Source organism: Micromonospora sp. CNZ299 (genome assembly GCF_002754415.1).
Genome location: NZ_PEFG01000001.1, coordinates 3,086,323 through 3,112,224 on the forward strand (window position 1 = coordinate 3,086,323; position 25,902 = coordinate 3,112,224).

Annotated in this window: 20 protein-coding genes; 10 read left to right on the forward strand and 10 right to left on the reverse strand. The window is 71.7% G+C overall.

The annotated features are described in order from the left end of the window. Nucleotides 1-122: 122 nt before the first annotated feature. From CLT68_RS14605 to CLT68_RS14630, 6 genes are all read right to left on the reverse strand, one after another. Nucleotides 123-980 (reverse strand): spermidine synthase, encoded by an 858-nt coding sequence (locus CLT68_RS14605; RefSeq protein WP_099851510.1) that lies wholly within the window; start codon nt 978-980, stop codon nt 123-125. Nucleotides 981-996: 16 nt separating this feature from the next. Continuing rightward, on the reverse strand, nt 997-1,956 hold the full coding sequence (locus CLT68_RS14610) for a hypothetical protein (protein ID WP_088946863.1): 960 nt from the start codon (nt 1,954-1,956) through the stop codon (nt 997-999). A 55-nt stretch (nt 1,957-2,011) separates the two neighbouring features. Continuing rightward, complete coding sequence (locus CLT68_RS14615) at nt 2,012-4,486, reverse strand: AAA family ATPase (protein ID WP_099851512.1); 2,475 nt, start codon at nt 4,484-4,486, stop codon at nt 2,012-2,014. Beyond that, on the reverse strand, nt 4,486-5,634 hold the full coding sequence (locus CLT68_RS14620; RefSeq protein WP_099851514.1) for an exonuclease SbcCD subunit D: 1,149 nt from the start codon (nt 5,632-5,634) through the stop codon (nt 4,486-4,488). The genes CLT68_RS14615 and CLT68_RS14620 overlap by 1 nt, the downstream gene beginning before the upstream one ends. Before the next feature lie 19 nt (nt 5,635-5,653). Next, nucleotides 5,654-7,408 (reverse strand): ATP-binding protein, encoded by a 1,755-nt coding sequence (locus tag CLT68_RS14625; RefSeq protein WP_099851515.1) that lies wholly within the window; start codon nt 7,406-7,408, stop codon nt 5,654-5,656. Between the two features lie 148 nt (nt 7,409-7,556). Then, nucleotides 7,557-8,303 (reverse strand): pyrimidine reductase family protein, encoded by a 747-nt coding sequence (locus tag CLT68_RS14630; RefSeq protein ID WP_099851517.1) that lies wholly within the window; start codon nt 8,301-8,303, stop codon nt 7,557-7,559. A gap of 150 nt (nt 8,304-8,453) precedes the next feature. Here CLT68_RS14630 and CLT68_RS14635 point away from each other — a divergent pair, with 150 nt between their 5' ends. From CLT68_RS14635 to CLT68_RS14660, 6 genes are all read left to right on the forward strand, one after another. Then, on the forward strand, nt 8,454-9,017 hold the full coding sequence (locus tag CLT68_RS14635) for a plasmid pRiA4b ORF-3 family protein (protein ID WP_099851519.1): 564 nt from the start codon (nt 8,454-8,456) through the stop codon (nt 9,015-9,017). Between the two features lie 226 nt (nt 9,018-9,243). After that, nucleotides 9,244-10,533: an ABC transporter substrate-binding protein gene (locus CLT68_RS14640; protein ID WP_088946869.1), complete on the forward strand. Its 1,290-nt coding sequence runs from the start codon at nt 9,244-9,246 to the stop codon at nt 10,531-10,533. 109 nt (nt 10,534-10,642) lie between these two features. Next, nucleotides 10,643-11,614, forward strand: coding sequence for a carbohydrate ABC transporter permease (locus CLT68_RS14645; RefSeq protein ID WP_088946870.1), 972 nt, complete (start codon nt 10,643-10,645; stop codon nt 11,612-11,614). 10 nt (nt 11,615-11,624) lie between these two features. Beyond that, nucleotides 11,625-12,467: a carbohydrate ABC transporter permease gene (locus CLT68_RS14650; protein ID WP_088946871.1), complete on the forward strand. Its 843-nt coding sequence runs from the start codon at nt 11,625-11,627 to the stop codon at nt 12,465-12,467. Next, nucleotides 12,464-13,885, forward strand: a complete 1,422-nt coding sequence (locus CLT68_RS14655) for a GH1 family beta-glucosidase (protein WP_099851520.1) — start codon at nt 12,464-12,466, stop codon at nt 13,883-13,885. The genes CLT68_RS14650 and CLT68_RS14655 overlap by 4 nt, the downstream gene beginning before the upstream one ends. An 82-nt stretch (nt 13,886-13,967) precedes the next feature. Beyond that, nucleotides 13,968-15,014, forward strand: a complete 1,047-nt coding sequence (locus CLT68_RS14660) for a LacI family DNA-binding transcriptional regulator (RefSeq protein ID WP_088946873.1) — start codon at nt 13,968-13,970, stop codon at nt 15,012-15,014. Between the two features lie 29 nt (nt 15,015-15,043). Here CLT68_RS14660 and CLT68_RS14665 read toward each other — a convergent pair whose 3' ends face one another. Both CLT68_RS14665 and CLT68_RS14670 read right to left on the reverse strand, forming a co-directional pair. After that, nucleotides 15,044-16,255: an acyl-CoA dehydrogenase family protein gene (locus tag CLT68_RS14665; RefSeq protein ID WP_099851522.1), complete on the reverse strand. Its 1,212-nt coding sequence runs from the start codon at nt 16,253-16,255 to the stop codon at nt 15,044-15,046. Continuing rightward, nucleotides 16,255-17,334: a phosphotransferase family protein gene (locus tag CLT68_RS14670; RefSeq protein WP_099851524.1), complete on the reverse strand. Its 1,080-nt coding sequence runs from the start codon at nt 17,332-17,334 to the stop codon at nt 16,255-16,257. The genes CLT68_RS14665 and CLT68_RS14670 overlap by 1 nt, the downstream gene beginning before the upstream one ends. A 149-nt stretch (nt 17,335-17,483) precedes the next feature. On the opposite strand from CLT68_RS14670, the gene CLT68_RS14675 reads away from it, so the two are divergent. From CLT68_RS14675 to CLT68_RS14685, 3 genes are all read left to right on the forward strand, one after another. Then, complete coding sequence (locus tag CLT68_RS14675) at nt 17,484-18,185, forward strand: amino acid-binding protein (RefSeq protein WP_099851526.1); 702 nt, start codon at nt 17,484-17,486, stop codon at nt 18,183-18,185. A 61-nt stretch (nt 18,186-18,246) separates the two neighbouring features. Next, nucleotides 18,247-19,206: a hypothetical protein gene (locus tag CLT68_RS14680; RefSeq protein WP_099851528.1), complete on the forward strand. Its 960-nt coding sequence runs from the start codon at nt 18,247-18,249 to the stop codon at nt 19,204-19,206. A 168-nt stretch (nt 19,207-19,374) separates the two neighbouring features. Continuing rightward, complete coding sequence (locus CLT68_RS14685) at nt 19,375-20,439, forward strand: GNAT family N-acetyltransferase (protein WP_099851530.1); 1,065 nt, start codon at nt 19,375-19,377, stop codon at nt 20,437-20,439. Between the two features lie 11 nt (nt 20,440-20,450). On the opposite strand, the gene CLT68_RS14690 is transcribed toward CLT68_RS14685, so the two are convergent. Beyond that, nucleotides 20,451-20,849, reverse strand: coding sequence for a VOC family protein (locus tag CLT68_RS14690; RefSeq protein ID WP_099851532.1), 399 nt, complete (start codon nt 20,847-20,849; stop codon nt 20,451-20,453). A gap of 67 nt (nt 20,850-20,916) precedes the next feature. Then, a complete protein-coding gene (locus tag CLT68_RS14695; RefSeq protein WP_099851534.1) occupies nt 20,917-22,482 on the reverse strand; it encodes an aldehyde dehydrogenase family protein in 1,566 nt (521 codons plus the stop codon). A gap of 441 nt (nt 22,483-22,923) precedes the next feature. On the opposite strand from CLT68_RS14695, the gene CLT68_RS14700 reads away from it, so the two are divergent. Beyond that, a complete protein-coding gene (locus CLT68_RS14700) occupies nt 22,924-25,818 on the forward strand; it encodes a glycoside hydrolase family 9 protein (RefSeq protein WP_486482168.1) in 2,895 nt (964 codons plus the stop codon). Nucleotides 25,819-25,902: the final 84 nt, after the last annotated feature.

The window sequence follows — 25,902 nt, forward strand, 5'->3', positions numbered from 1 at the left end:
GACCTCCGGGATGTCCGTCACCAACGCCGGCCCACGAGGTGGGCCGCCCGGTGGTACGCGCCAGCGCCCCGAACGGATCAACAAACCGCGAAAAAAGTTCTGCGTCGCTGCCGGGTGGGCGGTCAGCGGCGGACCGAGAACAGCCCCGGAGGCGGGGGATCGGAGCCGGTCGCGTCGGCGTCCCGGACGACCTGGGACCCACCGGCGAAGCGGTCCAACTCGTCGCCGGCCACCACCCGACCCGGAAACCAGTCACCGGCCGCGCGCCGGGTCAGCTCTGGCACCGGCGGTGTGACCCGCCCGGCGACCAGCACCAGATTGCCGTACCGGCGGCCACGCAACACCGCCGCGTCTCCCACCAGACAGGCCTGCGGCAGCACCGAGCGGACCGTGGCGACCTGCGCGCGGGCGTGCCGCAGCGGTGGGCCGTCGGCCAGGTTCGCCAGATACCAACCCGCGGGGCGCAGCACCCGGGCCACCTCCGCCGCGTACTCCACGGACGTGAGATGAGCCGGGGTACGGGCACCGGCGAACACGTCGGCGACCACCACGTCGTAGCTGGCGTCGCGGGTGGATGTCAACACCGCCCGCGCGTCCTCCACCCGCACCCGCAGCCGGGTGTCGGACGGCCACGGCAACGCCCGACGGACCAGCTCCACCAACGCGCCGTCCACCTCGGACACCCGCTGGGTAGACCCGGGACGGGTTGCGGAGACGTACCGGGGAAGGGTCAGGGCCCCACCGCCCAGGTGCAGCACCCGCAGCGGCTCACCGGCGGGCGCGATCAGGTCCAGCGCGGCGGCCAGCCGTCGCACGTACTCGAATTCCAGGTGGGTGGGGTCGGTCAGGTCGACGTGTGACTGCGGCGCGCCGTCCAGCAGCAGGGTCCACGAGCCCGCCCGGTCCGGATCCGGAACGAGCTCGGCCTGCCCGGTGTCGACCTGCTCGACCACCCGGTCGGCCGCCCGCTTACGTCCCATCGTGATCAGCGCCCGTCTACCGCGCGGCGCGAGCCGCGGCGGTCAACGCGCGGTGCAGCAGTCGGGAGTCGCCGAGCAGGGCACGCAGTCGGCGTTCCAGACCGGCGATCGGGATCAGGTTCTGCGGAGCGCGGGGATCCTTGTACGGGGTGGAGGCGAAACGCGGCAGGGTGACCAGCGACAGGTCGGCCAGCTCGATCGCCGCCTCGACGGGCAGATCGGCCGAGCACTCCACCCGGACGATGCCCGCCCACGGCGCGCCGACCGCCACCGGCAACCGCAGATACCACGACCAGCCACCCCAGGCGGTGCCGAGCCGGAACACCGGTGAGCGCTCACCCGACGCCATACCGGTCACCACCGCGGTCAGCCGGGCATCCAGATACTGGCTGTGCTGCGTCTTGATGTAACCCAGGGTGCGCGGCAACTGCCGGCGACTCCGCAACGGGCCGTCCACCACCAGCAGGTCACCGTCGACCCGGGCGGCGTCGGACACCGCCACCTCCAGTGCGGTCAGCGGGCCCTGCACCGCGGCCGGCAACTTCGCCAGCTCACCGGTGCCACCCACCCGGTGCACCGGATAGCGGATCGCACCCGCCACCACGTCCTGCGCCGACGGGCTCGCGGTGAACAGACCCCGGCCAACCCGGGTGCCGGCCAACTGCGCCGCACCCCGGCCCAGGTCGCACCGGACCACCCCGGCAGCGTACGAGGCGGCCAACCCGGGAAACGACACGCCGTCGGTCTCGGCCGTCCAGATGCTCGCGTCGATCCGGCGAACACCGTCGACCAGCAGCACCACGTCGGGCGCCCGCACCCCCGCCCGCACCCCGATCGCCCGCCAGTCGACAGCGGGCACCTCGGCGTCCGCGTCGACCTGCGCGCTGCTCGGCGCGGCCGGCCCGGCAGCGGACGCCTCGAACGACGCCCCGTACGCCGGATCCCACGAGTCGACGAAGAACGCGGCGTCGCTCACCGAGCTGGCCCTTCGTTCGCGACTGCGGGGCCCCGCCGCGCTGCACTCCTCGCGCTCACCGGCCCGTCCGCTCTATGCGCGCCGAACGCGCGTCCTTGCGCACCTCGAACCGGACCGGGATCCGCTCGGCCAGCGCCGGCACGTGGGTGACCACGCCGACCATCCGGTCACCCCGGGCGGCCAGGTTTTCCAGGGTGGCGGCCACCGTGTCCAGGGTGGCCGCGTCGAGCGTGCCGAAGCCCTCGTCCAGGACGATCGACTCCAGGCTGGCCGCCGTGGTCGACATCCCGGCAAGCTGCTCGGAGAGCGCCAGGGCCAGCGCCAACGACGCCTGGAACGTCTCACCCCCGGAGAGGGTGCGAACGCCCCGGCGCAGCCCCGCGTCGTGGTGGTCGACCACCACGAACTCGCCCTTGTCGTGCACCAGCTCGTACTGGCCGGAGGACAGCTCCCGCAGGATCCCCGACGCGCCGTCGACCAGCAGGTCCAACGCCTCCGCCAGCAACCACCGCTCGAAGTTGTTGGCCCGCAGGTGCCCGGCGAGCGCCCGCGCCACCTGCGCCTCCCGCTCGTGCCCGGCACGCTGCTCGCGCAGCGTCCCGGCCTGCTCCCGGCGCTCCCGCAGCCGGCGGAGGTCGGCGTCGGCCCGCTCCACCGCTACGGTCGCGGCGTGCACCGGGTCGTCGCCGACCGGCACGTCGGCGTCGGCGAAGATGCCGGCGATGCGCCGCCGCACCGCGTCAGCCACCGACTCGGCCTCGGCGACGGCGACCGCCCGGCTCGCCCGATCTTCGCGGCGGCGGTCGGCCTCGGTCGTCGCCCAACCGGTCAACGCGGCCCACGCGGCGGCCACATCGTCCCGATCGGTCGCCGGCGGGCCGAACCGCGCCAACCCGTCGCGGGACGTGTCGAAGGCCCGCCAGGCCGCCCGCAGCCGCTCCTCGGCGGTATCCACCCCGGCCCGGGCCTGACGCGCGGCCTCGCGGCCCGCCCGCACCGCTGTCGCCGCCTCCTCCAGGGCGCGCCGCAACCGGGCGTGCTCGGCCAACTCCCGGCGCAACACGGCCGGCTCCGCCGCCCCGGCGAGCTGCCCGTCCAGCTCGGCCAGCCGGGAGTCCACCTGCTCCTGCCGGGCCCGCGCCTGCACCAGCAGGCGCTCCAGGTCACGCGCCGCCTCGTCCCGCTGCCGCACCGCGGTCTGCGCGGCCTTGGTCGCGGCCCGCGCCGCCTTGCCCGCCGCCGTCGCGGCCGCCACCGCTGAATCGGCCGGCACCGCCGGCACCCGCGCCACCGGCTGCTCGCAGACCGGGCAGGGCGCGCCGGCATGCAGGTGCACCCGCAGACTGACCGCCAGGTCGGTGGCCTTCGCCTCCTCGTGCGCCCGGAAGGCCGCCTCCAGGTCGACCTCGGCCTGCTCGGCCTCCGCGCGGGCCACCGCCAGCGCGGCCACCGCCGTGGCATGCTCGTCGCTCGCCGCGCGCACCGCCGCCCGGACCGTGTCGGCCTCAGCGGACAGCCGGTCCCGATCGTCGTACGCCCGCAGCAGCAACCGCGCCGCGCTCTCGTCGCCAGCGCCGGCCAGCTCCCCGCGCAGCTTCTCCTCGCGCTCCTCGGCCAACGACACGCCCGTCGCCGCGGCCTCGGCGTCGGCCCGCGCCGCAGTGACCGCGCGTGCCACCTCGGCCACCCCGCGCGGCGCGCGGATCCCGGTCAGCACGGACAGCTCGTCGTCGAGAGCGGTCAGCGCCGCCGCCGCCTCGCGCGCGGTGGTCCGGGCCGCCGCCAGCTCCGGCACCGCGGCCGTCACCGCCGCCGCCAGCTCGGCCATCCGCTCGACCCGGGCCTCGGCCTCAGCCAACGCCTCGTCGTCCACGCCGGTGAGCCCGGCGAGCACCTGGTCGACCGCGTCGAGTCGGGCGTCCGCCTGCGCGGCACGCGCCGTCGCCTTCTTCTGCACGTCCTCGTAGACGCCGAGGCCCAGCAAATTGACCAGGATCTGCTGCCGCGTCGCCGGCTTGGCGTGCAGGAAATCGGCGAACTGTCCCTGCGGCAGCACCACACAGCTGGTGAACTGCTCGTACGGCAGCCCCACCGCCTCCAGCACCGCCTGCTCCATCTCGGCGGGGGTGCCGGCCACCACCTCACCGAGGTCGTCCGGGCTCAACCCGGTGTCCAGTTTGGTCACGTCGAAGCCGGCTGGCATCAGCTGCAACCCGGCGTTCGCGGTCTTCACGTTGCCCCGGCCGTCCCGCCGGACCACCCGGGTCGCCACGTAGCGGGCCCCGCCGGACTCGAAGACCAGCCGCACCCGGGCCTCGGTCGCCGACGGCGCGAGCGCGTTCGCCAGCCCCCGGGCGCCACCCCAGCGGGGGACCATGCCGTAGAGCGCGAAGCAGATGGCGTCCAGCACTGTGGACTTGCCCGACCCGGTCGGGCCGATCAGGGCGAAGAAGTCGGCGTCGGTGAAGTCGACTGTGGTGTCGTCCCGGAAGACCGTGAACCCGGCCATGTCCAAGCGCATCGGACGCATCAGTGCTCGACCTCCTCGAAGAGCTCGTCGAAGAGTTCCTGCACGCCCTCGTCGGCGTGGCCCCGGCTGTCCAGGTAGTCGGCGAACAACTCCCGCGGCGAACGCCCCGAGCGCTGCGCGATGCGGGCACCGCTGCCCGGCGCGGCCAGCAGCTCCGGGTCGATGCGGATCTCCAGCGCCCGGGGGAGCAGCTCCTGCACCTCCTCGCGCAGGCCGGCGCGGGGTTGCTCCCGCACGTACACCCGCAGCCAGGCGTCCGGTGCCTCGATCTCGGCGAGCTGGGCCAGGGTGCCCCGCACCGTCCGCAGCGCGCTCGCCGCCGTCACCGGCACCTCCCGCACCCGGGCGGCGGTGCTGGCCGTCACCTCGACAATCGTCACCGAGGGGACGTTCTCCTGCTCACCGAAGTCGACAGCGAGCGGGCTGCCGCTGTAGCGCACCGGGCAGGGGCCGATGACCCGCTGCGCCCGGTGCAGGTGGCCCAGCGCCACATAGTGCGCGGTGGCCGGGAAGACGGTGGCCGGGACGGCGTAGCCCAGCACCGTGTGCGCGTCGCGTTCGCCGCCACCGGTGGTCGCGCCGGTCACCGTCACGTGCGCGGTGACCAGGTGCACCCGGTCCGGTTCGGTGAACCCCTCGGTCAGTCGCCCGAGCACCCGGCCCAGGTGGTCGGCGTACGTCTGGTTGGTCTCCGCCGCGGTCAGCTCGTACATCTCCAGCGCGCGCACCGCGTACCGCTGGGACAGGAACGGCAGCGCGGCCAGCTGCCACCGCTCGCCGCCGGCGGTGGTGCCGTCGATGACGTGCTCGTCCGGATTTTCCCGCACCCCGCCGCGCAGCGTGATGCCGGCGGCATCGGCCCACGGCCGCAGCGCGTCCAGCGCCGGGCCGTTGTCGTGGTTGCCGCCGATCGCCACCACGTCCGCGCCGGTGCGACGCAGCGCGGTCAGCGCCCGGGTGACCAGACGCGTCGCCTCCGAGGTGGGCGCGGCGGTGTCGTAGAGGTCACCGGCGACGATCACCAGATCCGGCTGCTCGGCACGGGCGATGTCGATCACCCCGGCCAGCACGGCCTTGTGTTCCTCGGCCCGGGACTGCCCCTTGAGCACCTTTCCCACGTGCCAGTCGGAGGTGTGCAGGATCTTCATTGCTATGGCTGACCCCTGCCTAGAACGGGATGTCGTCGTCGGTGCTGCCGCCGCCGGAGCCCACCACGGCGAACGGGTCGGCGGACTGGGTGATCGAGCGCAGCGTCTCCGATGGTGCCCGGCCCGCCTCGGAGACCCGGGTGGCCCAGGCCGGGAAGGGGAACTCCAGACAGAGCGGCACCGGGATGTCCGGCTGGTTGACGAACATGGTGCCCGGCTTGGCCAGCAGCGCCCGCTGGCGCTGTGCGGGCGGGAGGAAGCCGTATTCCGGGCGGGACGCCTCGGCCGGGTCGAGCCGGCCGACGACCCGGATCGCCGAGTTGGTGACGATGCGCCGCTCCACCTCGCTCGCCGTCTGCTGCGCGCCGATCAGGATCACCCCGAGCGAGCGGCCCCGCTCGGCGATGTCGAGCAGCACCTCCTTGATCGGCGAGGAGCCCTCCCGGGGGGCGTACTTGTTGAGCTCGTCGAGCACGACGAAGAGCAACGGCTTGGCGGTGCCGGACTTCTCCTTGCGCTCGAACTCGCTCTTCAGCGTCACACCCACCACGAACCGCTGGGCGCGGTCCGGAAGGTTGTGCAGGTCGACGACGGTGACCTGCGCGGACTCGCTGGTGTTGATCGAGTGCGGGCGACGGGTGGCGAGGTCGCCACGGATCAGCCGGGCCAGGTCCTTCTTGCTGCCGATCAACCGCCGGGCGAACGCGTTGACGGTGCCCAGACCGACAGCGCTGCCCGCCCAGTCGGAGCGGGTCTCGTCGTCGTTGAGCTGGTCGACGATGTGGTCGACCAGGTCGCCGTAGGAGCCGAGCCGGACACCGTCGATGCTCACCCCGCCGTCGGCCGGCTGGGCGTAGCGGGCCAGGTGCGCGGTCACCGAGTGGACCACCATCGTGTACTGCTGGCGCTCGTCGTCGGCGTCGGCGAAGACGTACGGCAGGAGACGGTCGGCGCAGAACTCGTCCAGCGTCCAGTAGAACGAGTCCACCCCGGTGAGTCGGCTGCTCACATCCGGCGTGCCGGCCGCGTCACCGACCCGGGGCGGGGCGTAGACCCGCACGTCGGGGAAGGCGCCGGCGCTCAACCCGAGCTTCGCGTACGCCGCGCGGGTGGGATCGTCGAGGCGGGTGTTGGGGTGGTCCAGGAAGAGCAGGTCCTCACCCTTGACGTTGAAGATCAGCGCCTTGGCGTTGACCGCGTCGCCGCCCAGCACCCCGGAGCGGAACACCGAGTAGAGCAGGAAGGTGGCGAAGCTGGTCTTGGTGGCCACCCCGGAGATGCCGGAGATCGAGACGTGTGCGCCGCGGCTGCCGTCGAGGAAGTCGGCGTTGAGATAGACCGGGACGCCGTCCCGACCCATCCCCATCGGGATGCGCCGTTCCATCCGGTCGAAGTGCAGCGCGCGCGCCCGGGCGTCGCCCTCGGCCCGGTGCACCACCGCGCCGGGGGTCGGCGGCACGTACAGCTCCGGATCGACCCGGGTGGTGGTGACCTCGGCGGCCTCCTGCACCTGCGCGGGCAGTGTGCCGTCGGCGATGGCGAACACGTCGGACTCGAACTGGGCGCCCTCGTGTCGAGCGCGGACCTGGGTGACCACACCGGCGATGGTCACCGGCTCCCGGTCCGGCAGCTCCCGTCGGGTGACCACGACGTCGTCGAGCTGGAGATAGCTGCCGGGTGCCACGGCCGTCCAGAACTGCAACGGGGTGGCGTCGGCGGTGCCCAGCACCCGCCCGACCACCTCGCCCGGGCTGTCGAGCTCGGCGTCGGTCATCGGGCGACTCGGGTCGGTCGGGCAGCACGGTCGGGAACCATGAGGTGCATCCTGCCCGAGGAGTACGACAGGTCGCCACGCGACGCGGCGGACGACACCCTGCGCCGTCACACCCGCGACGGTGGGTGTGTGGCCGGACGACGGCCCGTCACGGGCGGGCGTGGCGGAGCAGGAGGACGCCGTCCTCGGCGGCCAGCACGTGCCGCAGTGGCAGGGGGCGCGGCGGCGCGGCGTCGCCGGCGGTGATCCGGCCCGGGCCGGGCCCGGCGAGCAGCGGCGCGACGGTGAGGCACAGCTCGTCCACCAGGTCGGCGGCGGTGAGCGCGCCGAGCAGGTGCGGGCCGCCCTCGCAGAGCAGTTGGGTCAGCCCGCGTCGGTGCAGTTCGGTGAGGCCGGCGGCCAGGTCGACCCGCCCGACGCCGCAGCGCAGCAGGTCGGCGACGTCCGTCAGGCCGGGCGGTGGCTCGGCGTCGGCGTGGGTGAGCACGATCGGACGGGTCGGCGCGTCGGCCAAGGCGGCCTGCGCGGGATCCAGGTCGAGCGAACCGGAGACGACCACCAGCGTCGGATACTCGGCCAGCCCGTTGTCGCGGCGCCAGGCGCGGCGGCGCTCGTCGAGGCGGACTGCCCGGTATCCCTCGTGGCGCAGCGTGCCGGCGGCCACCACCAGCGCGTCGCAGACCATCCGCAGCACGCCGAACACCCGCTTGTCCGGCTGGCCGGACAGCCCTGCGGAATAGCCGTCCAGGGTGACCGCGCCGTCCAGGCTGGCGACGAAGTTGACCCGCAGTCGGGGCTCGTCGGCGCGGCCGTAGAGCGTGGTCAGCGCGGCGTCGTCGAGTTGTTGCGTCGAAGGCTCGGGCCAGAGCCGTCGGATCGGAATTCCGACGCTCATTCGCCGGCCGGACCAGTGACGGGAGGGGTCGGTTCGGCGGTACGGTGCTGGCAGTCGCACCAGTTCCGGCCCGGGCAGTCGTCGTGTCGCCGGGCCCGGCACGCTCGGCAGATCATGCTCGCAGCCTAAGCCGCGGGAGGACAGGACAGCATGCCCCGTCAGATCTTCCAGCTGAAGATGTCCCTCGCCGGCGTCCGCCCGCCGGTGTGGCGCCGGGTGCTCGTGCCGGCCGGCTACACGCTGGACCGGCTGCACCGGGTGGTGCAGCACGCGATGGGTTGGCGGGACTGCCACCTGCACTCGTTCGAGATCGACGCGATGCAGTACGGCGACCCCGACCCGGACGGCGAGTTGGCGCTGCACGACGAGCTGGACGTGCGGCTGGACGCGGTGCTCGGCAAGGGCAGCCGGTTCTCCTACACGTACGACTTCGGTGACTGGTGGGAGCACGACCTGGTCGTGGAGGACGCGCTGACCGCCGACCCCGACGAGCGGTACCCGGTCTGCCTGGACGGTGAGCGGGCCTGCCCACCGGAGGGCGTCGGCGGGCCGCTGGGCTACGGGGCGCTCCTGGTCGCGTTGGCCGATGAGGACGATCCGGTCGGGCCGGTCGATCCACGGCACGCGACGTTGCGCGACTGGGCGGGCTCCACCTTCGACCCGTCCCGCTTCGACCCGGACCAGACCACCACCCTGCTCCGCCGCTTCTGCTGAAGCTCCGCCGGTCCGAGGCGGAGTTGCGAGGCGGAGTTACCAGGTGAGCTGAGCGGTAACGATCTGGGAACGCTCCCATCGCCCTATTGACACTCCCGTTACCTGTCGGCAATCTCATGGGAGCGCTCCCGAGGGTGGCATGGGTCACTGACGCATCCCCGGCCAGGCGTGATGAGCACCCCACCACGACACATCCAGCCTCACCACCGGAAAGAGGGGTCAGCGAATGAGTGTCACCACGCGGCGTACCCGCCTGGCGGCCGCTGCCCTGGCCGCGATCACCGCTATCGGCGGTCTCGCAGCCTGCGGCAACGACGACGACAAGCCGGCGGCCGGCGAGAAGCCAGCCAAGCTGGTCGTCGACACCTTCGGCGAGATGGGCTACGACGAGCTCGTCAAGCAGTACGAGAAGGACACCGGCATCAAGGTCGAGCTGCGCAAGACCGCGCAGCTCGCCGAGTACCGGCCGAAGCTGGTCCGCTACCTGGCCACCGGCAAGGGTGCGGCGGACGTCACCGCCCTGGAAGAGGGCATCCTCAACGAGTTCAAGCCCAACGCGCGCAACTGGGCCGATCTCACCCCGCTGGTTGCCGACCACTCGAAGGAATACCTGCCCTGGAAGTGGGAGCTGGGCAAGGCGCCCGACGGCCGGCTGATCGGCCTGCCGACCGACGTCGGCAGTCTCGCCGTCTGCTACCGCAAGGACCTGTTCCAGGCTGCCGGCCTGCCCACCGAGCGCGACCAGGTGTCGGCGCTCTGGTCGGACTGGAACGGCTTCCACGAGGCCGGCCGGAAGTACAAGCAGGGCAGCGGCGGCAAGGCGTTCATCGACTCGATCACCGCCGTCTCCAACGGCGTGATGTTCCAGGGTAACGGTGACCTGTTCTACGACAAGGAAGACAACATCATCGCGGACACCAGCCCCGCGGTGAAGAACGCCTGGGACACCGCCACTTCGATGGCGGACATCTCCGCCAAGGCGCAGACCTGGTCGCCGGAGTGGTCCGGTGGCTTCAAGCAGGGCACCTTCGCGGCCACCTTCTGCCCGTCCTGGATGCTCGGCATCGTCACGGAGAACTCCGGTCCGGCCAACAAGGGCAAGTGGGACGTGGCGTCCGTGCCGGGCGGCGGCGGTAACTGGGGCGGCTCGTGGCTCGCGGTTCCGGCGCAGAGCAAGTACCCGAAGGAGGCGGCGAAGCTCGCCGAGTACCTGACCAACGCGAAGAGCCAGGTGGAGGCCTTCAAGGCCAAGGGCCCGCTGCCCACCAACCTGGAGGCGCTGAAGAACGACGCGTTCATCAGCTACACCAACGAGTACTTCAGCAACGCGCCGACCGGCAAGATCTTCGGGGAGAGCGTCGCCAAGATCCAGCCGACCCACCTGGGCCCGAAGCACCAGGCGATCAAGGAGAACGCACTCGAGCCGGCCCTGCGGGCGTTCGAGAGCGGGCAGGCCGACAAGGCGAAGGCCTGGGAGCAGTTCACGAAGGACGCCAAGACTCAGGGTGCCTTCTGAGTGATTCCCTGCCGGTGGCGTTCGGGGCTTCCCGGACGCCACCGGCCGGTCCCCTCCGCGTAGCGCCCTGCGCGAGGGCCCCCGGGCCTCGCCGGAAAAGGAAATTCGCATGAGCCTGTCGGCCACGACGGCACCGCCGTCGCCAGCAGCACCGCCTTCTCCCGATCTCCCTTCCCGGCAGCGCCGGGGAAGGCTACTCAACCGCCTCGATGTCAAGTACTCGCCGTACCTCTACATCGCCCCGTTCTTCCTGATCTTCGGTGCGTTCGGGCTGTACCCGATGGTGCGTACCGCCTGGATGTCTCTGCACGACTGGGACATGATCGGCGATCACTCGTTCATCGGCTTCGACAACTACACCCGGCTGTTCTCCGACGAGTACTTCTGGAACGCGCTGGTCAACACGTTCGGCATCTTCGCCATGTCGACCATCCCGCAGCTGTTGCTCGCCCTCTTCCTGGCGAACCTGCTCAACCGGACCTTCCTGCGCGCCAAGACCTTCTTCCGGATGGCCATCTTCATGCCGAACGTGGTGTCGGTGGCCGCGGTCGCGATCGTCTTCGGGATGCTGTTCCAGCGAGAGTTCGGCCTGTTCAACTGGCTGCTCAGTTTCGTCGGTGTCGACCCGGTCGACTGGGACGGGCAGCGGTGGAGCTCGTGGTTCGCCATCTCCTCGATGGTCAACTGGCGGTGGACCGGTTACAACACCCTGATCCTGCTCGCCGGCATGCAGGCGATCCCGAAGGACCTCTACGAGGCTGCGGAGATCGACGGCGCCGGCCCGTGGCGGCAGTTCTGGCAGATCACCCTGCCCATGCTCAAGCCCACCTTCACCTTCGTGGTCATCCTGTCCACGATCGGCGGCATGCAGCTCTTCACCGAGCCGCTGCTCTTCGCCAACGGCAACATTCTCGGCGGCAGCCAGCGGGAGTTCCAGACGCTGGCCATGTACATGTACGAGATGGGCATCGCGAACCTGAACACCGCCGGCTACGGAGCCGCGGTCGCCTGGGCCATCTTCATGATCATCGTCGTGGTGTCGCTGGTCAACTTCCTACTCGTCCGCCGCTCGGCGAAGTGAGGAGAGATCGATGATCTCGGCTTCCCAGCGCCTGTGGCGCACCAGCCCGCTGACCTACGTGGCGCTCATCCTGGCGGCACTGCTGTCGATCTACCCGTTCTACTACATGCTGGTGATCGGCAGTCGCAGCCTGGACAACATCAACGACGTGCCGCCGCCGCTCACCCCGGGCGGGGCGTTCGGTGACAACTTCGGGCGAGTGCTCGACAACGACGCCGCCAACTTCCTCACCGGCATGATGAACTCGATCATCGTCTCCTCGGTGGTCACCCTGTCGGTGGTGCTCACCGGTTCCCTGGCCGGGTTCGCCTTCGCCAAGCTGAAGTTCCGGGGCAGCAACGCTCTTCTGCTGGCGATCATCGTCACCATGATGATCCCGACCCAGATGGGCCTCATCCCGCTCTGGTCCATGATGCAGGACCTGGGGTGGTACGACACCCTCTACGCGGTCACCGTGCCGTTCCTGGTCAGCGCCTTCGGCGTGTTCATGATGCGGCAGTACGCCAGCCAGGCCATCTCCGACGAGCTGATCGAGGCCGGCCGCGTCGACGGGGCGAGCACGTTCCGGATCTACTGGAGCATCGTGCTGCCCGCGCTACGTCCCGCCGCCGGCGTGCTCGGTCTGCTGACCTTCATGGAGACCTGGAACTCGTTCATCTGGCCGTACGCCATCCTCACCCCGGAGAACCCGACCCTCCAGGTCTCGCTCTCCTTCCTCTCGTACGCCTACTACACCGACTACTCCCAGGTGTTCGCCGCCACGGCGATCGGCACCATCCCGCTCGTGCTCGTCTTTCTCGTGTTCGGCCGCCAGATCATCGGCGGGATCATGGAAGGTGCCGTCAAGTCGTGAGCAACCCCGCCAGCCCACCCGCCGTCGACGTCCTCGACGAGCGCCCCGGGCTGACCTTTCCACCCGGATTCCTCTGGGGGGCCGCGACTGCGGCGTACCAGATCGAGGGGGCGGCGGCCGTGGACGGCCGCACCCCGTCGATCTGGGACACCTTCAGCCACACCGAGGGTCGGGTCGTCGCCGGGCACACCGGGGACGTCGCGTGCGACCACTACCACCGGCTCGGCGACGACGTCGCGCTGATGGCGGAGCTCGGCCTCAAGTCGTACCGTTTCTCGGTCTCCTGGCCCCGGGTGCAGCCCGGCGGAACGGGCGCGGCCAACCCGCAGGGCCTGGACTTCTACCGGCGGCTGGTCGACGAGCTGTTGGCCAACGGCATCGAGCCGTGGCTCACCCTGTACCACTGGGACCTGCCCCAGCCGCTGGAAGATGCCGGCGGCTGGCCGGCCCGGGACACCGCGGCCCGCTTCGCCGACTACACGACGCTGCTGGCCGACGCGCTCGGTGACCGGGTGCGTTACTGGACCACGCTGAACGAGCCGTGGTGCTCGGCGTTCCTCGGCTACGGCTCCGGTGTGCACGCCCCCGGCCGCACCAACGGGGCGGACGCGGTTCGCGCCGGGCACCACCTGATGCTCGGTCACGGCCTGTCCGTGCAGGCGTTGCGGGCTGCCCGGCCGACCGCCGAGGTGGGCGTGACCGTCAACCTCTACCCGGTCGACCCGGCCAGCGACACCCGTGCTGACCGGGACGCCGCCCGGCGGATCGACGGGCTGGCCAACCGGTTCTTCCTGGACCCGCTGCTGCGCGGGTCGTATCCGGAGGACCTCGTGGCCGACCTGCGCACGGTGACCGACTTCGGCCACGTGCGCGACGGCGACCTGGCGACCATCTCCACGCCGCTGGACCTGGTCGGGGTCAACTACTACAGCCGGCACGTGGTCGCCGCACCGACCGAGGGTGTCGCGACCGACAGTGCTCCGTCGTGCTGGCCGGGCAGCGAGGACGTACGGTTCGTCACCCGGGGCGTCCCGGTCACAGACATGGGCTGGGAGATCGACGCCCCGGGCCTGACCGAGACGCTGCGGCGGGTGCACGACTACACCGACCTGCCGCTCTACGTCACCGAGAACGGGTCCGCGTTCGTCGACTCGGTGATCGACGGGCAGGTCGACGACGTCGACCGGCTGGCCTACTTCGACGCGCATCTGCGCGCCGCGCACGAGGCGATCAACGACGGAGTTCCCCTGCGGGGATACTTTGCCTGGTCGTTGATGGATAATTTCGAATGGGCCTGGGGTTACACCAAGCGGTTCGGCATGATCCACGTCGACTACGACAGCCAGGCCCGCACCCCCAAGTCCAGCGCCAAGTGGTACGCCTCGGTGATCCGGCGCAACGGTCTGGCCGCACAATAGGCTCGGGCCAGCCATCAGGACGGTCCTGGCGTCCACCTCCCGCAGGTGGCGCCGGGTCCGTCCGCCGTCGGAGGAGCAGACGATGACAACGCAGCGCACCCGGTCGCTCGGGCGCCCGACCCTCGACGCGGTCGCGGCGCGTGCCGGCGTCGGCCGGGGCACGGTCTCCCGCGTGGTCAACGGCTCGCCCCAGGTCAGCCCGGAGGCCCGGGCCGCGGTCCAACAGGCCATCGCCGAGTTGGGGTACGTGCCGAACCGGGCTGCCCGTGCGCTCGTCACCCAGCGCACCGACTCCGTCGCCCTGGTGGTGTCCGAGTCCGGCGAGCGGGTCTTCACCGAGCCGTTCTTCGCCTCGATCGTGCGGGGCATCAGCTCCGCGCTGCTGGAGACGCCAATGCAGCTCTGGCTGGCCATGGCGCAGTCGCCGGTCGAGCGGGAGCGGGTCGAGCACCACCTGACCAACCAGCACGTCGACGGGGTGCTGCTGCTGTCGTTGCACGACTCCGACCCGCTGCCGACGCTGCTGGAGGAGCGCGGCCTGCCCGCCGTGCTCGGCGGTCGGCCCGCCCGGATGCTGCAACCCGGCGCCCAACCGGCCTGGTTCGTCGACGTGGACAACGTTGGCGGGGCTCGGCAGGCGGTGGAATACCTGACCGGGTTGGGGCGCCGACGCATCGGCACCATCGCCGGGCCACAGGACATGGGCGCCGGCCTGGCCCGCCTGGCCGGCTACACCGAGGCGGTCAAGGCCACCGGGGGCGGCGTCAACCCCGACCTGATCGCGTACGGCGACTTCAGCGAGGGCAGCGGCGCGGCCGCCATGCGCCGGCTACTGGACTCCTGCCCGGACCTGGACGCGGTCTTCGTGGCGTCCGACCTCATGGCGTTCGGCGCGCTGCGTACCCTGCGCGAGGCCGGCCGGCGCGTGCCCGAGGACGTCGCGGTGATCGGCTTCGACGACGCGACGATCGCCAAACAGGCCGAGCCGCCGCTGACCACCGTCTTCCAGCCGGTGGAGGAGATGGGCCGACAGATGGCCCGCCTGCTGGTCGCCCGCATCCGCGGCGACGACCTGCCGGCCCCGCACATCCTCCTGGACACCCAGCTGATCCACCGAGCCAGCGCCTGACCCCCACCTCGGGGGCGGCGCTGTGCGGGTTACGGGGCCCAGCGGCGGAGTTCCCGCTTGGCGAGGGAGTTGCGGTGGACCTCGTCGGGGCCGTCGGCCAGGCGCAGGGTACGGGTCTGCGCCCACAGGGCAGCCAGTGGCGTGTCCTGGCTGACGCCGGCGCCGCCGTACCCCTGGATGGCCTTGTCGATCACCCACTCCGCCATCGCCGGGGTGCCGATCTTGATGGCCTGGATCTCGGTGTGCGCGCCCTTGTTGCCGACGGTGTCCATCAGCCAGGCCGTTTTGAGCACGAGCAACCGGGCCTGCTCGATGCGCACCCGAGACTCGGCGATCCACTCCCGGACCACGCCCTGCTCGGCCAGCGGTCGGCCGAACGCGACCCGCTCGAGCGCCCGCTTGCAGAGCAGTTCCAATGCCCGCTCAGCCATTCCGATCAATCGCATGCAGTGGTGGATCCGGCCGGGACCCAGCCGGGCCTGGGCGATGGCGAAGCCGGTGCCCTCGGCGCCGATCAGGTTCTCCGCGGGCACCCGGACATCGGTGAAGTCGATCTCGGCGTGCCCACCGTGTGAGCCGTCGGTGTAGCCGAAGACGCTCATGCCCCGACGGACGTTCACCCCGGGGGTGTCCCGGGGGACCAGCACCATGCTCTGCTGGCGGTGCCGGTCGGCGTCCGGGTCGGTCTTGCCCATCACGATGAAGATCTCGCAGCGCGGGTCCATCGCGCCGGACGACCACCACTTGCGCCCGTTGATCACGTACTCGTCGCCGTCGCGGGTGATCCGGGTGGCGATGTTGGTGGCGTCGGAGGATGCCACGTCCGGCTCGGTCATGCAGAACGCGGAACGGATCTCGCCCTCCAGCAGCGGCATCAGCCAGCGCTTCTGCTGCGCTTCCGAGCCGAACTCGGCCAGCAGCTCCATGTTGCCGGTGTCCGGTGCCGCGCAGTTGACCGCCTCGGGCGCCAGGTGCGGGCTGCGCCCGGTCAACTCGGCCAGCGGCGCGTACTGGAGGTTGGTCAGGCCGGCGCCGTAGCGCGGGTCGAGGAGGAACAGGTTCCACAGGCCGCGTTTGCGGGCCTCCGCCTTCAGCTCGGCCAACACCGGGGTACGCGACCACGGGTCACCGGTGGCGACCTGCTCGGCGTGCACGGCCTCGGCCGGGTAGACGTGCTCGGTCAGGAACCGGGTCAGCTCGCCGCGTAGTTCCTCGGTCCGGCTGTCGTATGAGAAGTCCATCACCGCTCCCTGGCGGCGGTCAGCCCGTGTGCGACCAGCGGTGCCACCATCTCGCCGATCCGGTCGAAGCCCTCGCCGAGCGTCTGCCCGAGCGTGTGGCGGTAGTGGATCCCCTCGCAGATGACCGCGAGCTTGAAACAGCCGAGTGCCACGTGCCAGTGCAGCGGCCCGACGTCCACGTCGCTGCGCCCCGCGTACCGGTCGATCAGCTCGGCGCCGGTGGGGAAGCCGGCGCGCGGCCCGAGCCCGTCGGCGACCGGGTTGCCGTCGGCCGTGTCGCTGCCGCCGAGCACGTCCCAGTACGTCAGGAGCAGCCCCAGATCGGCGAGGGGGTCGCCGAGGGTGGCCATCTCCCAGTCGAGGACGGCGTGCACGGCCACCGGGTCGGCCGAGGCGAGAAGATTGTCCAGTCGGTAGTCGCCGTGCACGATCCGACCGGCGTTCGCGCCCTCCGGGGCGGTGGCCGCCAGCAGGTCCCGCAGCTCGTCGATGCCGGGCAGATCACGGCTGCGCGAGCGGTCGAGCTGCCCGCCCCAGCGCCGGACCTGCCGGGCCAGGTAGCCCTCCGGGCGGCCGAAGTCGCTCAGCCCCACCGAGGACGGCTCGACGCTGTGCAGCGCGGCGAGAGTGTCCATCATCGCCATGGCGAGGGCGCGGCGTCGCTCGTCGCCCAGCGGGTCGGTCTGTGCGCGGGTGCGGAACACCTCACCGGGCATCCGCTCCATGAGGTAGAACGGCGCGCCGATCACCTCCGGGTCGGTGCAGAGCAGCAGCGCGCCGGGCACCGGCACCTCGGTCGGCGCCAGCGCCGAGATGACCCGGAACTCCCGGGCCATGTCGTGCGCGGTCGCCAGCACGTGCCCCAGCGGCGGGCGGCGCAGCACGACCTCACGGTCGCCGAGGCGCAGCAGGTAGGTGAGGTTGGACTTGCCGCCCGCGATCAGGTTGGCGCGCAGTGGCCCGACGGCCAACTCGGGTCGGTGCTGGGCCAGATAGTCGGCGAGTCGGTCCAGGGCGAGCCCGGTGGGGGAGCCCGGGACGGCCTCCGGCCGCAACGCATCGATGGCCGGATCACTCATCCGACTAGTTGATGGCAGCCGGTTCACGTTGTCAATATGAGATTTTCCGCTCGGGACATGCCTTTGCAACAGGGACGAAATGGTCAACGACCAGGCTGGGGCCAGCCTGCCGGTCGCACTCTGCCGGCCCGCCGAGCGGAGGGACAGACATGTTGCTGCGAGTTCGGGTCACCCTGCCGGACCGTCCAGGCACGCTCGGCCAGGTCGCCCGCACGCTGGGCGTCTCCGGCGCGGACATCGTCCAGGTGGTGGTCCTCGAACGCCTCGGCGGGCGCGCGGTGGACGACTTCACAGTGGTCTGGCCGGGCGCGGCGCGGGTGGAGCGGCTGCTGGCCGGTCTCGCGGCGATCCCCGGCGTGCGGGTGGACGGCGTGTGGCGGGCGATCGGCGCGCCCACCACCACCGGGCAGGACGCGGAGCTGCTGGCGCAGGTCGCGGCCAACCCGGCCGACGGGCTCGCCACCCTGGTCGACGCGGTTCCCGGGCTGCTGGCAGCCGACTGGGCCGTCGCCGCCGTGGTGCCTGTCGACTGGGCCTCGCGGACCGGGGGCGGCGGGGCGACCGTGGGGCACGCGAGCTGGCGTGCACCCGTACCCCTGCGGTTGCCGGAGGTGACCCCGCTGCGCGGCCGGTCGATGACCACGCCCGACGGCACGCACCACGCGGTCGCGCCGTTCGGACGGGCGGGCCTGGTGCTGGTGGTGGCCCGCGGGCACAGCGAGACCCTCTCCGCCGCCGCGTTCCACAGCACCGAGGTGGATCGCCTCACCCAGCTCGTCCGGGCCTGCGCGGTGATCCTCGGCGACCGGCTCGACCTGGTCGGCGCGCCGCCGGTGGTCGCCGGCCCCTGAGTCGCCGCCGCCGGGAGACCGGTGGTCCGCAGGTCCGAACTCGTTGATCTAGTCTCGTCAAATGGACTGGTCTCCTGCGTCAGCGGCCAAGCTTCGTGCCGGCACCCAGATGGCACCCACCTACGCCGACTTCGGCACCGAGCCGCCGCGCCTCGGGAACGTCACCGTCACCGGCGTCCACCGGTCCTCGGTTCAGGGCGATCACCTGGCCCTCCACTCCGGCGGCTCCGTCGAACTGGAGTTCGACGTGCCCGACCCGACCATCGTCCGCGAGGCGTGCGTCACCCTCGTGGCGCTCACGTCGATGCTCTCCGGGGGGCCCGGACACGCCCCACTCACCGTTCGCCTCAACGGCAGGTCGCTGGCCGACCGGCTGCGGATCCCGAACGGCGGTGGACTCCCGCAACGGCTGGTCTTCGCGGTCCCGGCCGAGGAACTGGTGGCCGGCCGGAACACGGTGCGGATCGAGAGCGGTAACGACGCCCGGAGCATGTTGTGGTTGTACCGGGTGACGATCGACCCGATGAACGCCCACGATCAGGCGGGCCTGGCCCTCGTCCGACAGGCGGTCGCCGAGCCGGTGCTGCGGTACGCGAGTGACGTCGGCGAGGTCACCATCTTCGTCGACCGCGGCGAGCAGGCCATCCTCGACCAGGTGGCGTGGGCGGATGCGTCCGGCGGCGAGTACGCGATGATGTTCGAGCAGCAGCAGGCCGCCTTCTACGGCTGGAGCCGACAGCCGGGTGAGCGGCCGCGGGAGTTCCGCGGCCGGCTGATCGAGCGCGGCTCGGTGGCCCGGAATGCTCAGCACTTCACCACTGAGGAAGGCTGGGGCGGTGGGTGGCACCGCTCCGGTGACCTGCGGGTCGCGGTGGGTGTGCCCGGCCACCCGGTCACCAGGCTGACCTGGCGTGACCTCCGGGGCAACAACGGCACAGTCGCTTTCGGCGACGGCGGCTTCCTGGGGATCTACCAGCGGGTCGGGGAGGGCCCCATCGGCTACCGCGGCCGCCCGGCCTAGGGCGGATCCGGTCCGCCGCGTGGTCTGGCTCTGCCGGTGGTGTGCAGCGTGACCCCAGCCGTCAGGTGCCCCTGCCCGACCCGATTCCTGAGCGAAACCCGTGACCGCCGAGCAACAGGGTGGCAACAGCGGGGGACAAGGCTGACACCCGGGGGAAGGGAGGCAGCCATGACGTTGTGGCGGATCAGGGCCACCGTGGACGACCGGCCGGGTTACCTGTCGGTGCTCACGGCGAGCCTCGCGTTGCGCGGGGTCAACATCCTCACGGTGCAGGTGCAGCCCACCGAGCAGGGCGCGGTGGACGACTTCCTGGTCGACGCGCCGGACGCGCTGGACGAGGCCGGGCTGATCGCCGCCGTCGAGCGGGGTCGGGGCCGGGACTGCTGGGTGGCGCGCAGCGAGGCGCGCGGCCTGGCCGACCAGCCGACCCGGGTGCTCGGGCTGGCCAACCGGCTGGTGCGTGACCCGGACGCGACGGGCGCGGCTCTGCGCACCCTGCTCGGTGCCGACTCGGTCAGCTGGCGACCCGCGTCGACCGGCGTCGAACGGGGGATCACCGGCGCCACCATGCTGCTGGCCGACCCGGCAGGCGGTTCGTTCTCGCTGCGTCGGGTCGCGCCCGCCTTCACCCCGGCGGAGTACGCCCGGGCGCAGGCCCTGGTCGAGCTGGCCGCCACGGTGGTCCGTCGGGCCGCCGAGCAGATCACCCTGGTGCTGCCCGACGGCGCCGAGGTTGCCGTGCGGCCCGCCTGCGCTGACGATCTGTCCGGCGTCGTGGAGTTGCACGAGGCGTGCTCGCCGCGCAGCCGGCACCGGCGTTACCTGGGCGGGGCGGGGTTGCCGCAGCCGGCCCGGCTGCGTCGGCTGCTGGAGCCGAGCCGAGGGCTGACCCTGGTGGCCACGGCCACCGGCGCCGACGGCGAGGCGGAGTCGGTGGTCGCCCTGGCGAACCTGCTCGGCGAGGGTGACGAGGCCGAGGTGGCGCTGCTGGTGCGCGACGACTGGCAGCGGCGGGGGCTCGGCTCAGCGCTGCTGCGCCGGCTGGCCCAGCATGCCGACCGATCCGGGTACGCGGCGCTGGTGCTGCACGTCCAGGCCGACAACGCCCCGATGTTGCGGACGCTGCGTCGGCTGAGCCGGTCCAGCTCGGTGGAGCGCGACGGCACCCTGCTCACCCTCACCGTCCCGCTCGCCGCCGACCGGAAGGGCACCCTCTCGACGCCTGGTTCGTAGGGCGGGCCCTGTCACCGCGAGGGGCGTTCCCGGCGGCCGGACACGCAGAACCGGTTGCCCTCCGGGTCGGCGAGCACGACGTACGGGGGTTCGGTCGGGTGCGGGTCGGTGGGGTAGTGCCGCCAGTCCACCCGTTGGGCGCCGAGCGCGAGCAACCTGTCGCGTTCCTCGTCGAGGCTGCGCTCGCCGGCGTCCAGGTCCAGGTGGAGGCGGGGAAAATCCTGCACCGGGCTTTCGCTCAGGTCCATCGCGATCGCCATGCCCGGCGCGCCCGGCGGGGGCTCCAGCACGATCCACTCGTCGCCGTCGAATCGCGGTGCCCGGCGACGGTAGTCGAGGGCCGCAGCCCAGAACCTCGCCGCCCGTTCGGCGTCGGACACACCCAGGGAGAGCTGCTCGATCATCGCCATCTCGCGACGGTACGCCGCCGGCCCCCTGTCACACGCGCCGGGCGTCGACAGAGGGCCGGCGACGACCTCAGGTGGCGGGGTAGCTGTTGTAGTCGGGGAAGTTGCCGTAGAGACGGCTGTCGCCGCCCACTGTGACCGCCTGCACCAGCAGGTCGCCGCCGACGAACGCGCCCTTCCAGGAGGCACCCCGGCCGCCGAACGGCTCGTCCCGGTCACCCCGTGAGCGCGGCTTGTTGATGCCCACCTTGAACGCCTGGAGGTCCACCGCGAGCTTGCTGGCCTCGTCGGTGTCGTCGCAGGCCAGGGAGGCGACCAGTGCCCCGTTGGAGGCGTTCATCGCGGCCAGCAGCTCGTCGGTGGTGTCCACCACGACGATCGTGTCGACCGGCCCGAACGGCTCGGCGTGCATCAGCCGGGACCGGCCGGGCGGGGCGAGCAGCACCGACGGCGCCACGTACGCCGAGGTGTCCTGCCCGGGCAGGAACGGCGCGCCGGTGAGCTTGCCCCTGTGCAGCGGCACCGCTCCACCGCGAACCGCCTCGTCGACCTTGCGGTGCAGCTCGTCGGCCTTGGCCGCGCTGATCAGCGGCCCGAAGTCCAGCTCGGGCAGCGGGTCTCCCGCGGTCCAGTCGTCGCCGACGGCGAGCGGGTGACCGAAGCGCACCGAGCGGACGACGGGCAGGTACATGTCGAGGAACTCGTCGACCAGGTCACGTTGCACCACGAACCGGGGGTACGCGGTACAGCGCTGCTTGCCGTACTCGAAGCCCTTCTTCAGGTGGGCGGCGAGCAGGTCCCACTGGGAGAAGTTCCAGATGCCCCAGGCGTTGAGGCCCTCCTGCTCGATGAAGTGCCGCTTGTCAGTGTCGAGCAGCGCGGCCGCGACCTTGCCGCCGTTGGAGCGTCCGCCGACGAACGCGACGGCACCGATCTCGGGTGCGCGAACCAGCACCTCGGACAACTCCTCGCCACCGCCGCTGACGAGGGTCGCGGGCAGGCCGGCGCGGCGCATCAGCGCGTGTGCGACGGTCAGGCAGACGGCGCCGCCCTGGGACGGGGTCTTGGCGATGACCGCGTTGCCGGCCAGCAGCTGCACCAGCTCGGCGTGCACGAGGACGCTCATCGGGTAGTTCCACGACGCGATGTTGCTGACCGGGCCGGGCAGCGGCTCGCGACGGCCGGCGAGCATCCGGTCGATCTGGTCCGCGTACCAGCGGACGCCGTCGAGCGCGCGGTCCACGTCGGCGCAGGCCAGCCGCCAGGGCTTGCCGATCTCCCAGACCAGCAGCATGGCGAGCAGGTCGCGGTGGGCGGTGAGCGAGTCCAGTGCGTCGGCGACGCGGGCCTTGCGGTCGGCGAGCGGGGTCCGGGCCCAGGTCCGGTGCTCGGCGGCGGAGTGCAGGACCGCGGCGCGGGCGGTGTCGGCGTCGAGCCGGCGCAGGTTGATGACGACGGTGTTGTCCACCGGGGTGCGGACGGGGGCGGGCTGACCGGTGGCCCGCCACTCGCCCTCGACCAGGTTGTGCAGGGTGGTGACGCCGTCCACCTCGGCGCCGAACGCTTCTCCGGTGGCGGCCACCGCGCGGGCCAGGACGTCGGACCAGGCGGTGCCGTCTGCGAGTCGTAGTGCCATCGCTTCTCCTCAGGGTCGACCGGGGAGCGGCGGCGTCGATGACACCGCTGATGAGCCGTACTGTCTCGCGGCGGGTAGCGGGTCGGCAACAGTACGTTTGTCTGACAGGGGTCGCGACGCTCGAACGGCCCCGTTGCCGGCCCGGCGACGGCTGGTCTGAACAGCGGCGATGCAACTTCTTCCATCGAATATCATCGATGATGTGAGATGGTTTTAGGGGTCTTCTGGCGCGGGTCTTGACGCAGGTCGCGGTCGCCGCGACGGGGTGGGCCCGGGCGCCTCTTCACAAAGCAGTGACGAGCGCATTACATTGTCGCTTATCCATGGGAGCGCTCCCGCGCTTCCGGTTCCACCACCACAGCCGCCGGCAGCCCGCACCACCCGACACCGTCCCGCGTCCAGGTCGGTGCTGACCGGCGGCGCCACCGACAGGAGCCCGCCATGCACCGACCGCAGCGGTTCCGCTTCCGATCTCGGCGACCGGTCGTCGACCAGCCCTGGCCGCGGCGGTTGCTGGCCGCTGGCGTTGCCCTGCTCACGGGTCTCGCCCTCGCGGTCGCCGGGCCGACGTCGTCGCCCGCCTCCGCCGCGCCAGCGGCCTACAACTACGCCGAGGTGCTGCAGAAGTCGCTGCTCTTCTACGAGGCGCAGCAGTCCGGGCGGCTGCCCGACTGGAACCGGGTCTCCTGGCGCGGCGACAGCGCGCTCACCGACGGCGCCGACGCTGGGCTGGACCTCACCGGCGGCTGGTACGACGCGGGTGACCACGTGAAGTTCGGCTTCCCGATGGCGTTCAGCGCCACAATGCTCGCCTGGGGCGCTGTGGAGTACCGCAGCGGCTACACCGCGTCCGGCCAAATGCCGCACCTGCTCAACAACCTGCGCTTCGTCAACGACTACTTCATCAAGGCGCACCCGTCCGCCAACGTCCTCTACGGACAGGTCGGCAAGGGCGACGACGACCACAAGTGGTGGGGTCCGGCCGAGGTGATGGCGATGGCGCGGCCCGCGTACAAGATCGATGCGAGCTGTGGCGGCGCGGACCTGGCGGGGGAGACGGCGGCCGCGATGGCCGCGTCCTCGATGGTCTTCCGTCCCACCGACGCGGCCTACGCCGACCGGCTGCTCGGGCACGCCCGGCAGCTCTACACCTTCGCCGACACGGTGCGGAAGTCCTACCACGAGTGCATCACCGACGCGACCAGCTTCTACCGCTCGTGGAGCGGCTGGCAGGACGAGCTGGTCTGGGCGGCGATCTGGTTGCACCGGGCCACCGGCGAGGCCAGCTACCTGGCCAAGGCCGAGAGTGAGTACGACAAGCTCGGCACCGAGAACCAGTCCACCACCCGCTCCTACAAGTGGACGATCGCCTGGGACAACAAGCAGTTCGGGGCGTACGTGCTGCTGGCCAACCTGACCGGCAAGCAGAAGTACGTCGACGACGCCAACCGCTGGTTGGACTACTGGACCGTCGGGGTGGACGGGCAGCGGGTGCCGTATTCACCCGGTGGGATGGCGGTGCTCGACTCCTGGGGTGCGTTGCGCTACGCGGCCAACACCTCCTTCGCCGCGCTGGTCTACAGCGACAAGACCACCGACACCACCCGTAAGGCGCGCTACCACGACTTCGCCGTCCGGCAGATCAACTACGCGCTGGGCGACAACCCGCGCAACTCCAGCTACGTCATCGGGTTCGGCGCCAACTCGCCGCGCAACCCGCACCACCGCACCGCCCACGGCTCCTGGTGGGACAGCCAGACGGTGCCGGTCGAGACCCGGCACACCCTCTACGGCGCGCTGGTCGGCGGCCCGTCCTCGGCCAACGACGCGTACAGCGACAGCCGGTCGGACTACGTGATGAACGAGGTGGCCACCGACTACAACGCCGGCTTCACCTCCGCGGTGGTCCGGCTGGTCTCCGAGTACGGCGGCACGCCGCTCGCCAACTTCCCGGTCGCCGAGACGCCGGACATCGACGAGCTGACAGTGGAGACCACTGTGACGCAGGCCGAACCGCGGGCCACCGGGCTCAAGGTGATGGTCTACAACAAGTCGGCGTTCCCGGCCCGGGCCCTGAGCGACGGCCGGTTCCGGTACTACTTCCGGCCCGACGGCACCGGCCCGGTGCAGGTCACCGCCGGCTACACCCAGGGCTGCCCGTCCCCGACGACGGCCAAGCAGTTCAGCGGTGACATCTGGTACGTCGAGGTGGACTGCACCGGGCACACCATCGCCCCGGCCGGGCAGTCGCAGCACCGGATGGAGGTCCAGTTCAAGATCGGTGTGCCGGAGGGTGGCACCTGGGACCCGACCAACGACCCGTCGTACCAGGCCACCGCCGGGCCCAACCGGAAGGTGCCGCTCTACTCCGGCGCCACCCGCGTCTGGGGCGAGGAGCCGGGCCCGGTGGTGCCGGACACCACCAAGCCGACCGTCCCGGGCACCCCGGTGGCGTCCAACCTCGGCCCCCGCACAGTCACCCTGACCTGGGCGCCGTCCACGGACAGCGGCGGCAGCGGGCTGGCCGGCTACGACGTCCGCGAGTTCATGGTCGGCAACGACGTGGTGGCGACCCGGCGGGTCACCGAGAACACCATCACCATCACCACGTTGCTGCCGGAGCGGACGTTCGAGTACACCATCGTGGCCCGCGACGGCGCTGGCAACGAGTCGGCCGCCTCGCCGAAGCTCAGCGTGGCCACGCCACCGGCTGGCACCGCCGACACCACAGTGCCGAGCACGCCCGGCACACCGGTCGCCTCGGCGGTCACCGCCACCGGGCTCACCCTGGCCTGGACCCCGTCGACCGACAACGTCGGCGTCACCGGTTACCGGGTCTACCGCGAGGCCGGCGCCACAGACGCGTTGGTCGGCTCGCCGACCGGCACCACTGTGGCGCTGTCCGGGCTGACCGCCTCGACGGCCTACCAGTTCTACGTGGTGGCCGTGGACGCGGCCGGCAACACCTCCGCGGCGTCCGCGCCGGTCGCGGTGACCACCGCGCCACCGCCGGTCGGTGGCGCCTGCAAGGTGGCGTACGTCACCACCGACTGGAGCACCGGCTTCACCGCCACGGTGACGATCACCAACACCGGCACCACCGCGATCAACGGCTGGACGCTGCGGTTCAGCCTCCCGGGTGGGCAGACCGTCAGTCAGGGCTGGTCGGCGACGGTCAGCCAGACCGGCGCTGCGGTCACCGCGACGAACCTGTCCTACAACGGCACGCTCGCGCCGGGCGCGTCGGTGAGCTTCGGCTTCAACGGCGCCCACACCGGCACCAACCCGAAGCCGACGGCCTTCACCGTCAACAACGCCACCTGCACGCTCGCCTGAGCCGCCGAACAGCCGAGATCTTGGACAGTTTCCGTTAGCCGAACGGAAACTGTCCAAGATCTCGCCCGGGAGCGGGGATAACCG